Raw genomic sequence first — 13,239 nt, 5'->3', positions numbered from 1 at the left:
CATGGCGAGCGGCATCGGTGTGGTGGTGATTGGCCGCAACGAAGGCCTGCGCCTGGAGCGTTGCCTGCGTTCGCTGCTACAGGGTACGGACAAGATCATGTACGTCGACTCCGGCTCTACCGATGGTTCACCGCACCTGGCTCGCAGCCTGGGGGTAGAGGTATTGGCGCTGGACATGGACACCCCGTTCACTGCCGCACGCGCGCGCAACGAAGGCTTTCTCGCCTTGCAACGGCGGTTGCCGTCGCTGCAACGGGTGCAGTTCGTCGATGGCGATTGCGAGGTGGATGGCGGCTGGCTGGCCGCGGCGCAGGCGTTTCTCGATGACCACCCCGACGTGGCTGTGGTGTGTGGCCGCCGACGCGAGCGCTTCCCCCAGCGGTCGGTGTACAACCTGTTGTGTGACCTGGAGTGGGACACCCCCATTGGCGAGGCCAAGGCGTGTGGTGGCGATGCCCTGATGCGAGCAGATGCCTTTGCCGCCGTCGGCGGCTTTCGCCCCGAGCTGATTGCCGGAGAGGAGCCCGAGTTGTGCGTGCGCCTACGGGCAAAGGGCTGGAAAGTCTGGCGCCTGGACGCCGAGATGACCCTGCACGACGCCGGCATGACCCGTTTCAGCCAGTGGTGGCGGCGTAGCCTGCGCGCTGGCCACGCCTATGCCGAAGGGGCTTACCTGCATGGTCAGCCACCCGAGCGGCACTGGTTGCGCGAATCGCGCCGGGCTTGGCTGTGGGGTCTGGGCATCCCCGTGGTAATCGTGCTGGCCTGCCTGCTGCTGGGCGGCTGGGGCCTGCTGTTGCTGGCGGTCTACCCGCTGCAGGCCGTACGCCTGGCCCGCCGTGGTGGCAAGTCGGTGAGGGAGAACTGGCTACAGGCGGTGTTTCTGGTATTGGGCAAGTTCCCGGAAATGCTCGGGCAACTGAAGTTCCTGCGCCACCGCATCGCGGCCGGCAAATCGACGTTGATCGAGTACAAGTGAGAGAGGCCCATGATGCTCGGTACGATCGTCAAAAGCGTGTTTACCTTGCAACCGGGCTACTCGTTGCGGGCGCTGAACAACAAGTACAGGTTGGCGCTGCAGATTGCCAGGCAATGGCCTGAACTGAATGCCTTCCTGCAGCGCATGACGGCGGCGTTGGGCCAGCAAGGCTTGCAGCGGCTAGGGGTGGATTGCATCGGTGTCGTGCAGTGGCCTTACCTCAGCAAATGCTGGGAAGCCCCGCAGCGCCTGGAGGTGGTGGCTTCGCACTTCGAAGTGCTGGCCGGGCAGTTTCCGGCGCTGTTGCTGCTGGGGCGGGACGAAAGCCTGACGTTGTGCGAGCTGTCCAGCCATTCGCCGGGTTGTCGTCTGGTTTTGGACCGACCGATCTGGTTCAAGCGCGAAGGCGAGTTGGTATTGAACCTGTTCCAGAGCGACCTGCGCGTGGCATCCCTGGCATTCAGCCTGTGCCGCAGCCAGGGCGAACTGTGCCTGTTCATTGGTGCCGTGCAGGGCATCCACAAGGGTATCGACAGCGAAACCTCACTGGCCATCTACCGCGACCTGACCAAGGACTTCGAAGGGCTGCGCCCGCGCAGCCTGTTGCTCGAGGCATTGAAGTGCCTGGCCAGGACCCTGGACGTGGCGCACCTGTATGCCGTCCGTGATGCCTGCCGCCACCATCGGCACGCGTATTTTGGCAGCGACAAAGGCCACGACCTGGCGGCCAATTATGATGTGATCTGGCTGGAACACGGTGCTACTGCATCGAGCCATGCTGACTTCTTCGCCCTTCCGCTGGCTGCGGTACAGCGGGCGGAACAGGATATTCCGGCGAAGAAACGGGCAATGTACCGCCGCCGCCAGGTGCTGCTCGACGATGTTTTCGCCCGCTTGCAGGCCGTGTTGCCAGGCAGCGGTCACAACCTTGGACTACAAGGGGAACAGGGGGATGTATCTGACGAGATGGCATCGGCGGGGCGCCGGCCGCCGGTAGTCGACAGCCTGAAGTAATCGCCAGCCCTGCCGCGGCAGGTCTGAATGTTCACTACGCGGGTCTTGATCTGGATTTCTATGCGCATTGCTTACTTCATAAACCAGTACCCGAAGGTCAGCCACAGTTTCATCCGCCGCGAGATCCTGGCGCTGGAGCGCCAGGGGGTAGAGGTGCAGCGTATTGCCCTGCGCGGGTGGGACGCCGAGTTGCAGGATGCCGACGACGCGAGCGAACGGGCCAAGACCCGCTATGTGCTGCAGCATGGCATCAAGGGGTTGCTGGCACCGGCCTGGCAAGTGCTGCGGGCACAGCCGCGCCGGTTCTTCCGGGCGCTGCAGTTGGCCATGCGCGTTGGCTTGCGGGCCGACCGCGCCTGGCCCTACCACCTGGTCTACCTGGCCGAGGCCTGCCAGGTACTGCAATGGTTGCAGGCTGGCGAGGCAAGACATGTGCATGCACATTTCGGCACCAATTCCACCGAGGTGGTGATGCTGGCCAATGTGCTGGGCGGGCCGGCCTACAGCTTTACCGTGCACGGGCCGGAGGAGTTCGACAAGCCGCAGTTTCTGCACATGGGCGAGAAGGTGCGGCGTGCCGCATTTGTTGCGGCGGTCAGCTCGTACGGGCGCAGCCAGTTGTTTCGCTGGGTGGCACACGACCACTGGGCCAAGGTGAAGGTGGTGCATTGCGGCCTCGAGCGCAGTTTCCATGAGGTGGCGCCGGTTGGCGTGCCCACGGCGCCGCGCCTGGTGTGCGTCGGCCGCCTGTGCGAGCAGAAAGGCCAGCTGCTGCTGCTCGAGGCCGCGCGAGTACTGGCCGCCCGGTCGATCGCTTTCGAACTGGTGCTGGCCGGCGACGGTGAAATGCGTGGCCAGGTCGAGGCGTTGATCGCCCGGCATGGCTTGCAGCAGCAGGTGCGCATCACCGGCTGGATCAGCAGCGCACAGGTGCGCGAGGAAATCCTGGCGGCGCGTGCGCTGGTGCTGCCCAGCTTTGCCGAAGGTTTGCCGGTGGTGATCATGGAGGCGATGGCCTTGCGCAGGCCAGTGCTGACCACCTATGTGGCAGGCATTCCCGAGCTGGTGCGGCCGGGCGAAAACGGCTGGTTGTTCCCTGCCGGCGCCGTGGACGAGCTGGCAGCGGCCATGGCCGATTGCCTGGCACAACCTGCCGAAGTGCTGCAGCGCATGGGCGAGGCGGCACGCCAGCGTGTGCTGCAACGGCATGACATCGATACCGAGGCGGCCAGGCTGGCCAGCTATTTCAAGGCATCCGCATGATGAGTGTATTGGCTTGGATACTGGGCATGCTGGCGGCCATCGTCCTGTTTCCGGTGCTGCTGCTGTTGGTGCAGGTGCTGATGGCCTGCTTGCCTGCACGCGCGCAGCCGATGGGCAACACCGCCCGTCCGCAGGTGGCAGTGCTGGTGCCAGCTCACGACGAGGCTTCGATAATTGGTGCCACGCTGGCGAGCATTGCCCCGCAGTTGCGGCCTGGCGACCGCTTGCTGGTGGTGGCGGACAACTGCACTGACGACACCGCGCAACTGGCGCGCGAGGCGGGTGCCGAAGTGGTGGAGCGCCACGATGCACGGTTGCGCGGCAAGGGCTACGCCTTGGACTTTGGCGTGCGCCACCTGGCCGATCAGCCGCCCGAGGTGGTGATCGTGGTGGATGCCGACTGCCAGGTGGGCGAGGGGGCAATCGAGCGCCTGGCGCGGCGTTACCGAGAAGTCGCTCGCCCGGTGCAGGCGCTGTACCTGATGTACGCACCGGCAGGGGCTGGGCTGACAGTGCAGGTTGCCGAGTTCGCCTGGCGGGTCAAGAACCTGGTGCGCCCGCGTGGTTGGGCGCGGCTGGGCCTGCCATGCCAGTTGATGGGCGCCGGCATGGCATTCGGCTGGCGTGACCTGACCTTGATCGACCTGGCCAACGGGCACCTGGTGGAAGATGTGAAGCTGGGCCTGGACCTGTGCCAGCAGGGCAAGCCGCCAGTGTTCTGCCCCGAGGCCGTAGTCAGCAGCCGGTTCCCTGCCAGCCAGCAAGGCCTGGGCAGCCAGCGCACCCGCTGGGAACATGGGCACCTGAGCCTGATGCTGGCCGATGCGCCCAAGCGTGCGCTGGCGGCAATCACCCAGCGTAACGGCAGCTTGCTGGCCATGACCCTGGACCTGCTGGTGCCGCCGCTGGCGTTGCTGGTGCTGGCCTTGCTCGGCCTAAACCTGGTGGCCTGGCTGGCGTACCTGCTGTTCGGCCTGGCGGCACCTGCGTGGATCGCCCTTTGCGCGCTGGCATTGCTCGGCCTTGCCGTCGCAGTGGCCTGGGCGCGTTTCTGTCGCGAACTGATCCCGTTCTCCGTGCTGCTGTACGCGCCGTTCTACGCCGCAAGGAAGCTCCCCTTGTATCTGCGCTTCCTGATCAAGCGACAGGTTGAATGGGTACGTTCGAAACGGGATGAAGACTGATGGCTCATTGGCAAGAACGCTGGAACACCCTTGTCGGCAAGCTCGAAGTGGTGCCGGATGCCACTGCCGCGCAGCGCCTGCTGGACAGGCTCTGCGCCCCGAAAGCCGCGACCGTGCTGGGCTTCGTCAATGCCCATGCAATGAACCTGGTGATTCGTGATGGCGCCTGCCACCAGGCATTGTCAGCGGCCGACGTACTGCTGCGCGATGGTTCCGGCCTGGCGATCCTGTATCGCCGGCTGGGGCTTGAGCCAGGGCTCAACATGAATGGCACCGACTTCATTCCAAGGCTTCTGGCTGCCTACCGTGGGCGGCGGGTTGCGTTCTGGGGCACCCGACAGCCGTACCTGGACCAGGCCGTGCAACGAAGCACAGCCACATTCGGGGTGGTGCCGGTGTCGGTCCACGATGGCTTTGCCAGCGTCGATACCTACCTGCAACTGGCCAGGGAGTTGCAACCTGAGCTGATCGTGCTGGGCATGGGAATGCCCAGGCAGGAGGTTGTGGCCGCAAGGCTGGCGGCAGCTGGGGGGCCGTGCCTGATCGTGTGTGGCGGCGCGATCCTGGATTTTCTCGGCGGCAAGGTCAGCCGGGCGCCCGAGTGGTTGCGGCGGTTGGGTGGGGAGTGGCTATACCGGCTGTTGCGCGAGCCGAAGCGTTTGTTCATTCGTTATGTTGTGGGCAACCCGTTGTTCCTGGTGCGTACCCTGCTGTTCCGCTGCGACGGGGGACGGCCAGGCACACCGTATGAGCGTCAGAATCCGCCCGAGCGGTGATTCCGGGTTCGCTGATGGCGGATGGCTGCTACAGTTTGATCAATGGCTTGCGGCTGCAGGATTTTGCTCCACGGGCTTTGCATGAGCCGTTGTCAAGGCTTGCTTGTTGGTGGAAGGCATTTGCTGCACGCAAATTGATGAGGTCTGAAATGGTCTTAGAGCCCAGAAGCAGTCGTTCCTTACTGCAGAGAAGAAGCAGCGTAAGTAACGCCATTCAGGCCGGCCTCGATGGAATTGCAGTCATCGGCATTGCCTGGTACCTGATCTACGACCAGTTTGGCTACATCACTTCCGATTACGTGATCATGCTGCTGTTGCTGGTTGGCGCCCTGGCAGTCATCTACGATCACTATGCGATCTACCGTACCAACGTCGGGCTTTCCATCAAGGCTTTCCGGCTGTTCAAGGCCTGGTCGGCAACCTTTTGCTTCCTGGTGGTCATGGCCTTCCTGGCCAAACAGAGCGAAACCTATTCGCGACTGCTGGTCGTGCAGTTGTTCATCATTGGCTACATCGCCCAGTTGTTCCTGCACTTTGCCGTGCGCGAATTGCAAAAGCGCTTCACCGCCCATGCACGCCTGGACAACGCCCTGATCATTGGTGCCGGTGATCTAGCCAACTTCCTGTATCAGAAAATCAGCAACAACCCCTGGTTCGGCGAACGCGTGCTGGGTTGCGTGCTGATCGACAATGCCGATGAGCCGGGGCGCGAAAGTGCCGAAGGAAAGCAGCGCATGCCGGTGCTCGGGCATGTTGCCGAGCTCGACGATATCGTGGCCCGCCATGGCATTCGCACAGTGTACCTGGTGACCCCGCTGGGCGGTTCCGAGGTCATCAACGATGTGTATTTCAAGTTGCTCGACAAGTGCATCGCGGTGAACTGGGTACCGGATATCTTCTCGTTGCGCCTGATCAATCACAGTGTGCGGGAAATTGCCGGCATACCTGTGCTGACCTTGTCGGAAACACCGCTGACGGGCATGAGCCTGTTCTTGAAGAACCTCGAGGACAGGGTGTTGGCGGCGCTGATCCTGCTGCTGGCATCGCCGGTGTTGCTGGCCGTTGCGCTGGCCATCAAGCTCGATAGCCGCGGCCCGGTTTTCTTCCGTCAGGAGCGCACCGGCTGGACGGGGGAAGCGTTCCGTATCTGGAAGTTCAGGAGCATGCATGTCCACCAGCCGGAAGATGGCGTGGTGAAGCAGGCGCAGAGGGATGACCCACGGCTGACCCGGGTCGGCGCCTTTATCCGCCGCACCAGCCTCGATGAACTGCCGCAGTTGTTCAATGTGCTGACCGGGGAGATGTCGCTGGTAGGGCCGCGGCCGCATGCGTTGCAGCATGACACGCTGTATTCGCAGGACATCGTCGACTACTTCGCTCGCCACAATATCAAGCCTGGCATGACCGGCCTGGCGCAGGTGCGTGGGTTCAGGGGCGAAACCAGGGATATCGAACAGATGATCCAGCGGGTGGACTCGGACATCGAGTACATCAACAACTGGTCGCTGTGGCTGGATTTCGTGATTCTGGTGCGCACGTTGAATGCGTTTACCGGCAAGCAGGCCTACTGACGCACAAATCTCGCAAGCGCTCTGCGCACCCTGTGGGAGCGGGTTTACCCGCGAAAAATCCAACGCGGTGCATGGCACCGGCTGCGCCGGTGTTCGCGGCTAAAGCCGCTCCTACAGGGTCCCTGCCAATTCAATGAGTCATTTGCAGCGTGCAAGCGTAATTGGCTGGCCTAGTCCTTGTTCAGCGGGTGCAACTCCCTGAACCCCCGCGCTTCCTCCACCAGCCAGTCATGCACCGCCCGCGCCCCCGGCTGGTTAAGCCCGCCCGGTGGGTAATGCACTACATAGCGCTTGTGATTGGCGATAGGCACCCCGAACGGCACGATCAGTGCGCCGCGCTCCAGTTCGTCGTTGAGCAGCGTGCGTCGGGCGATCGCCACGCCAATGCCGGCAATCGCCGCCTCGATGGTCAGGTGGTTGCGGTTGAAGGTATGCCCGCGCCGCACATCCAGGCCGGCGGCGCCGATGCCCTCCAGGTAGAACTCCCATTCGGCATATTCCGAACTGCCGCGCCAGGCCGTAATGTCGTGCAGCAGCGGGTAGTGCACAAGATCCGCCGGCCCGTGCAGCGGCGGGCGCCCGCGCAGCAAGGTGGGGGAGCACACGGGGAAGATCTGCTCGTCCAGCAGTGGTGTCGAGAGCATGCCGGGGTAGCTGCCATCGTTCAGGTCGATGGCCAGGTCGAAATCGCCCGGGGTCAACGCCTGGGCACTGTCTTCGGCCACCAGACGCAACTCGATGTCCGGGTATCGTTGTTGAAAGCGCGGAAGGCGAGGCGTGAGCCATTTGGCCAGGAACGACGGGATCGAGCGCAGGCGCAAGGTGCCGCGGATCTCACCTGCATCCAGGCGCAGCAGTTCGGCTTCGATGCTGCCGTAGGCTTCGGTCACCGTCTGTGCCAGGCGTTGCCCTTCGGCGCTCAGTTCCACACCACGTGCCCGACGCAGGAACAGTTGGTAGCCCAGGCGTTCCTCCAGCTGGCGCATCTGTTGGCTGACAGCGCCCGGGGTAATGTGCAGCTCTTCGGCACAGCGGGTGAAGGACAAGTGCCGGGCCGCACAGGCGAACACGTGTAGCCAGACGAACGTCTGGCCATTGAGTTGTCGTCGCATCGTTTAGTACCACTAAAGCCTTGCTTAGGAAGTTTCGTTGGTCATCCGTGAGCCAGCGCGGCAGTATCGCGCAAAATCGCAATATCGCTCAATTTCTCCAGATAACCGCGCTGCGGCTTCATACCCGGGCACGGTCAGGCATTAGCATGGCTATCAGTGTTTTCGACCTTTTCAAAATCGGCATCGGGCCGTCCAGTTCCCACACCGTCGGCCCGATGCGGGCGGCGGCTACCTTTGCCCAGGCCCTGCGCGAACAGGGGCTGCTGGCCCGGGCAAGCCGTGTCGAGGTGCGGTTGTACGGGTCGCTGTCGGCAACCGGGGTTGGCCATGCGACCGATCGCGCCTGCCTGCTCGGCCTGATGGGCCAGTGGCCGGACCGCATCGACCCGGCCACCATCGAGTCGCGCATTGGCCAGGTGATGCAGGAGCACTGCCTGATGCTCGATGGCAGCCACCCGCTGGCGTTCGAGTACAGCCGCGACATGCTGCTGCTCGACGAGAACCTGCCGTATCACCCCAATGCCATGAGCCTGGAAGCCATGGACGGGCAGGGCAGCCTGTTGCGCCAGACCTACTATTCGGTGGGCGGTGGTTTTATCGTCGAGCAAGCCGAGATCGACGCGCCAGCGCTCGAAGCGAACGCGGTGGTGCTGCCGTACGAGTTCGACAGCGCTGCGCAATTGCTAGCCTTGTGCAAGGGCCATGGCTTGAGTGTGGCGCAGCTGATGATGGCCAACGAATGCGCCTGGCGCCCTGAGGCCGAGGTACGCGAGGGCCTGCTGCGGATCTGGGGTGCCATGCGTGAATGCGTCGACAATGGCCTGCGCAATGAAGGCATCCTGCCGGGCGGGTTGCACGTCAAGCGCCGTGCGGCGCGGCTGCATCGCAGCCTGCAGGAGCTGGGCAAGCCCAACGTGATCGGTTCCACCCTCAGCGCCATGGAATGGGTCAACCTGTTCGCCCTTGCGGTGAATGAAGAGAATGCCGCCGGCGGGCGCATGGTCACAGCACCTACCAATGGTGCTGCCGGCATCATCCCGGCGGTGCTGCATTACTACATGAAGTTCAACCCGGGGGCGTGCGACGCGGACGTGGTGGACTTCCTGCTGGCGGCAGCGGCGGTCGGTATCCTGTGCAAGAAGAATGCGTCGATTTCCGGGGCCGAGGTTGGTTGCCAGGGCGAGGTAGGTTCGGCCTGTTCGATGGCCGCTGCCGGCCTTGCCCAGGTGCTGGGCGCTACGCCGCCGCAGCTGGAAAATGCCGCCGAGATTGCCCTGGAGCATAACCTTGGGCTGACCTGCGACCCTGTCGGCGGCCTGGTGCAGGTGCCGTGTATCGAGCGCAACGCGATTGCTGCGGTGAAAGCGATCAACGCCGTGCAGATGGCGTTGCGAGGGGATGGCGAGCACTTCATCTCGCTCGACCGGGTGATCCGCACCATGCGTGATACCGGGGCGGACATGCATGCAAACTACAAGGAGACCTCGCGTGGCGGCCTGGCTGTTGCCTTCGTAGAGTGCTGACGCGGTCAACTGTAGGAGCGGCCTTGTGTCGCGAAAGGGCTGCGAAGCAGCCCCAGCGATTTCAGCTTGAATACGTGGATCTGGGGCCGCTCCGCGCCCCATCGCGACACAAGGCCGCTCCTACATGGACCAGTGAGGCTTTAGCGGGCTTTCTGCTTCGCTTCCAGGAAACTCGCGCGCATGTCCTTGGCCCAGCCATCCAGCACCGGCTTGACGTCATTCAGGGTCAGTTGCGTGGTCTTGTTCTCCAGATCCTGCCCCGTGCCCTTGCGCACGACCTGGGCCAGCACTTTCTGACTGGCACCATCGAGGAACGCAGCTTCCACGCCGACATCCACCTCTTGGTCACGGCCGCCCATGGCGGTGTTCACACCGGCTGAAATCAGCGCGATAGGGATGACCTCATAAGGCTTGAGACCCTCGTTGCTGGTGGACACCGCAGTGATGGCCGGGCGCACCACGATCACGCCCGGGCCGGGGCCCTTGGCCAGCGGTACCACGCTGCCCATTTCACGGCGCAGCGCTTCGTTGAAGTAGCGGGTGATTTCCTGCAGCGTCTGCGCCGAGATGACCGCCGTCGGCTGCGGCCTGGGGTAGAACTGGCTGGGCTCGATGAACACCTGGCTGTACTGGTTGACGTTGACCTTGGGGTCGATCCAGCGCATCACCGGGTCACCCGACGGGCTCTTGGTTTCCTGCAGCCGGCTGTAATCCTTGAGGAAGCCGGAGTAGTCCTTTGGGTCCACGCGATTGCTGGAGCAAGCGGCCATGGTAAGCAGTGCGGCGCACAACAGGGTGATGCGGGGCAATGATTTCATGATGAAGATGCATCCATGATAGGTCGGCCAGAACAACGCTAGCAGGTGCGCGACAGTTGGCCAGTGGGCTGGTTCAATCTGTAGTGGGAATTGGCTGCGGTAATCCCTGCACGAGGCCGTAGTGATCGGCAAGGTCACGCTTCGGGATTACGAAGCGCCATGCCCCTGCACCGGTGCGAGATTTCAGCGCACTGGACATACGCCGTTTGCGCGAGGCACTCAACTTCAGTCAGCCGGTCTTTGCGATGCATTTGCACACGAGCGCATCGACAGTGCGCAAATGGGAGCAGGGCGAGACCCGCCCATCGGGACCGGCTTTGAAACTGCTGAATATCATTAAAAACAAAGGGTTACAGGTTCTTCTTTGAGTCCTTTGTCTGGTTTTTTGAAAGTCCTTTCAAAACAGTGAATTACGGCAATTTTTGAAAAATTTCCTTTAACTTCCGATTCGCAGGCAAGCCCGCTGCCACGTCAACCCAGCACCTCCCGCAGTCGATACCACAACATCCCCAGCGCCAGCAGCGGCGAGCGTAGTGCCTTGCCGCCGGGGAAGGTCAGGTGTGGCACGGCGCTGAACACGTCCAGCCCCTGGCTGTGGCCGAGCGCGATGCTTTCGGCCAGCAGTTTCGCCGTCCAGTGCGTCACGTTCAGCCCATGCCCGGAATAGCCCTGGGCGTAGTAAACATTGGGGTGCTGGCTGAGGCGCCCGACTTGGGGGAAGCGGTTGGCGGTGATGCCGATCATGCCTCCCCACTGGTATTCGATACGCACGTTGGCCAGTTGCGGAAACACCTTCAGCACCTTGGGCCGCATGTAGGCGGCGATGTCCTTGGGGTCGCGACCGGAATAGTGGCAGGCGCCGCCGAACAGCAGGCGCCGGTCTGCCGTGAGGCGGTAGTAGTCCAGGCCGACTTTCTGGTCGCACAGCGCCATGTTCTGCGGGATCAGGCTGCTGGCCAGTGACTCGGGCAATGGCTCGGTAGCCACCACGTAGCTTCCAGCCGGCAGCACCTTGCCGCTCAGGCGTGGTTCCAGTTCATCGAGGTGGGCGTTGCAGCCCAGCACCAGGCTGCTTGCCCGCACCTTGCCACGGGCTGTGTGCAGTGTCACGCGGGGGCCGTGCTCGATGCGCAGCACCGGGCTCTGCTCGAAGATGCGTACGCCCAGGCCGTGGGCGGCGCGGGCTTCGCCCTGAACCAGGTCAAGCGGGTGCAGGTGGCCCGAGCCCATGTCTACCAGGCCGCCGGCGTATTGGTCGCTGGCAACGATTTCATGCAGCCGGTCGGCATTGACCAGGCGGGTTTCAGGGCGATAGCCGAGTGCGTCGAGATCGTCCTGTTCGTCCTTGAAGGCGGCGAACTGCGCAGGGGTGTTGGCCAGTTCGCAGAAGCCCCAGCGCAGGTCGCAGGCAATGCCGTACCGGGCGATACGGCTGGCCACCAGCGCTACCGAATCGATGCCGGCCTGTTTCAGGTAGTGCACGCCGTCCTGGCCGACATGCCGGGCAAAGCCGCTGACGTCATGGCCGATGCCGCGAATCAGCTGGCCGCCATTGCGGCCGCTGGCACCCCAGCCGATGCGTCGGCCCTCCAGCAGCACCACCGAGAGGCCGCGCTCGGCCAGTTCCAGGGCGGTATTGACCCCGGTCAGCCCGCCGCCGACCACGCACACATCGGCGCTCAGCTCGCCGTCCAGGCTGGGGTAGGGCGCCGCATCGCGTGCCGTGGCGGCATAGTACGAAGCGGTGTGTTGGGTAGTGAAAGACATGGGCGTTCTCGACTCAGCGGTTGGACTTGATCTTGCTCCAGGAGCGGGTCATGACGCGCATGATCTTCGGGCTCGGCGTGCTGGAGATGTACAGCTTGTCCAGCACGTCCTGGGGTGGGTAGATCTCAGGGTTGTTTACCAGCGATGCGTCCATGTAGGCCTGGGCATCGGGGTTTGCATTGGCATATCCGACCGTGGCGCTGACCTTGGCGATCACCTTGGGGTCGAGCAGGTAGTTGATGAACGCCAGGGCTTGTTCGGGGTTGTTGGCGTCCTTGGGGATGGCCAGCAGGTCGAACCACAGGTTGCTGCCTTCCTTGGGAATGCTGTAGGCGATCTTTACCCCGTTCTTCGCTTCCACGGCGCGGTTGGCGGCCTGGAACACGTCGCCGGAGTAGCCGAAGGCCACGCAGACATTGCCATTGGCCAGGTCGGAAACGTACTTGGAGGAGTGGAAGTAGGTTATATAGGGGCGCAGTTCGAGCAGGCGGGCTTCCGCCTTGGCGTAGTCGGCCGGTTTCTCGCTGCGCGGGTCCATGCCCAGGTAGTTGAGCACGGCCGGGAACAGTTCATCGGGCGAGTCCATGAACGCCACACCGCATTGCTTGAGCTTTTTCAGGTTCTCGGGCTCGAACAGCACCGCCCATGAATCGATATGGTCGACGCCCAGGGCCGCCTTGACCTTGTCGATGTTGTAGCCGATGCCGTTGGTACCCCACAGGTAGGGTACGGCGTACTGGTTGCCTGGGTCGTTCTGTTCAAGTTGCTTGAGCAGCTTGGGGTCCAGGTGCTGCCAGTTCGGCAGCTTGCTGCGGTCCAGCGGCAGGAAGGCACCCGCTTGTGCCTGGCGTGCGAGGAAGTGGTTGGATGGCACCACTACGTCATAGCCGGTGCGCCCGGCCAGCAGCTTGCCTTCCAGTGTTTCGTTGGAGTCGAACACGTCATAGACCACCTTGATCCCGCTGCTGGCCTGGAAGTCGGCCACGGTGGTGTCACCGATGTAGTCGGTCCAGTTGTACACGCTGACCGAGGGAGTGGCCTGGGTAGTGGTGGCGAACAGCAGGGTGAATGCGGCAGGGATCAGGGCTTGCAGATGACGCATGGGGACACCTCGTTGGTATTGTTCTTGGAGTTCGGTGTATAGGGACTGCTTCGCAGCCCATCGCTGGCAAGCCAGCTCCCACAGGTTCTCCATGAACCTGAAGCCTGCGCTGTACCTGTGGGAGCTGGCT

At 63.2% G+C, this 13,239-nt stretch carries 11 protein-coding genes and 1 pseudogene; 8 read left to right on the top strand and 4 right to left on the bottom strand.

The annotated features are described in order from the left end of the window. Position 1: 1 nt before the first annotated feature. The 6 genes from ACLCGK_RS23295 (at position 2) to ACLCGK_RS23270 (ending at position 6,787) form a co-directional block, all read left to right on the top strand. Positions 2-979: a glycosyltransferase family 2 protein gene (locus tag ACLCGK_RS23295; RefSeq protein WP_024087159.1), complete on the top strand. Its 978-nt coding sequence runs from the start codon at positions 2-4 to the stop codon at positions 977-979. 9 nt (positions 980-988) lie between these two features. Further along, positions 989-1,993: a VirK/YbjX family protein gene (locus ACLCGK_RS23290; RefSeq protein WP_410953060.1), complete on the top strand. Its 1,005-nt coding sequence runs from the start codon at positions 989-991 to the stop codon at positions 1,991-1,993. A gap of 60 nt (positions 1,994-2,053) precedes the next feature. Beyond that, positions 2,054-3,256: a glycosyltransferase gene (locus tag ACLCGK_RS23285; RefSeq protein WP_367245360.1), complete on the top strand. Its 1,203-nt coding sequence runs from the start codon at positions 2,054-2,056 to the stop codon at positions 3,254-3,256. Then, entirely contained in the window at positions 3,253-4,440 is a 1,188-nt protein-coding gene (locus ACLCGK_RS23280) for a glycosyltransferase family 2 protein (protein WP_410953059.1), read from the top strand. The genes ACLCGK_RS23285 and ACLCGK_RS23280 overlap by 4 nt, the downstream gene beginning before the upstream one ends. Next, the gene (locus ACLCGK_RS23275) at positions 4,440-5,216 is read left to right on the top strand and encodes a WecB/TagA/CpsF family glycosyltransferase (RefSeq protein WP_410953058.1); all 777 of its coding nucleotides are present in this window, start codon (positions 4,440-4,442) and stop codon (positions 5,214-5,216) included. Before ACLCGK_RS23280 ends, ACLCGK_RS23275 begins: the two co-directional genes overlap by 1 nt. Positions 5,217-5,365: 149 nt before the next feature. Further along, the gene (locus ACLCGK_RS23270; RefSeq protein WP_024087158.1) at positions 5,366-6,787 is read left to right on the top strand and encodes an undecaprenyl-phosphate glucose phosphotransferase; all 1,422 of its coding nucleotides are present in this window, start codon (positions 5,366-5,368) and stop codon (positions 6,785-6,787) included. Positions 6,788-6,957: 170 nt separating this feature from the next. Here ACLCGK_RS23270 and ACLCGK_RS23265 read toward each other — a convergent pair whose 3' ends face one another. Next, complete coding sequence (locus tag ACLCGK_RS23265; protein ID WP_013972698.1) at positions 6,958-7,899, bottom strand: LysR substrate-binding domain-containing protein; 942 nt, start codon at positions 7,897-7,899, stop codon at positions 6,958-6,960. Between the two features lie 146 nt (positions 7,900-8,045). On the opposite strand from ACLCGK_RS23265, the gene ACLCGK_RS23260 reads away from it, so the two are divergent. Beyond that, on the top strand, positions 8,046-9,422 hold the full coding sequence (locus tag ACLCGK_RS23260) for an L-serine ammonia-lyase (RefSeq protein WP_410953057.1): 1,377 nt from the start codon (positions 8,046-8,048) through the stop codon (positions 9,420-9,422). Between the two features lie 140 nt (positions 9,423-9,562). Here ACLCGK_RS23260 and ACLCGK_RS23255 read toward each other — a convergent pair whose 3' ends face one another. Continuing rightward, positions 9,563-10,240, bottom strand: coding sequence for a DUF3313 domain-containing protein (locus ACLCGK_RS23255; RefSeq protein ID WP_025339019.1), 678 nt, complete (start codon positions 10,238-10,240; stop codon positions 9,563-9,565). Positions 10,241-10,346: 106 nt separating this feature from the next. Here ACLCGK_RS23255 and ACLCGK_RS23250 point away from each other — a divergent pair. After that, positions 10,347-10,608 (top strand): annotated as a pseudogene (locus tag ACLCGK_RS23250) (helix-turn-helix domain-containing protein). 103 nt (positions 10,609-10,711) lie between these two features. Here ACLCGK_RS23250 and ACLCGK_RS23245 read toward each other — a convergent pair. Continuing rightward, positions 10,712-12,007 carry an NAD(P)/FAD-dependent oxidoreductase gene (locus ACLCGK_RS23245; protein WP_410953056.1) on the bottom strand — a complete coding sequence of 432 codons (1,296 nt, stop codon included), beginning with the start codon at positions 12,005-12,007 and terminating at the stop codon, positions 10,712-10,714. A 13-nt stretch (positions 12,008-12,020) separates the two neighbouring features. Next, positions 12,021-13,109, bottom strand: coding sequence for a polyamine ABC transporter substrate-binding protein (locus ACLCGK_RS23240; RefSeq protein WP_085720245.1), 1,089 nt, complete (start codon positions 13,107-13,109; stop codon positions 12,021-12,023). Positions 13,110-13,239: the final 130 nt, after the last annotated feature.

This window comes from Pseudomonas sp. S1(2024) (assembly GCF_046557535.1).
Note: the sequence above shows the minus strand (reverse complement) of the source record. Positions and strands in the feature narration are given on the sequence as shown.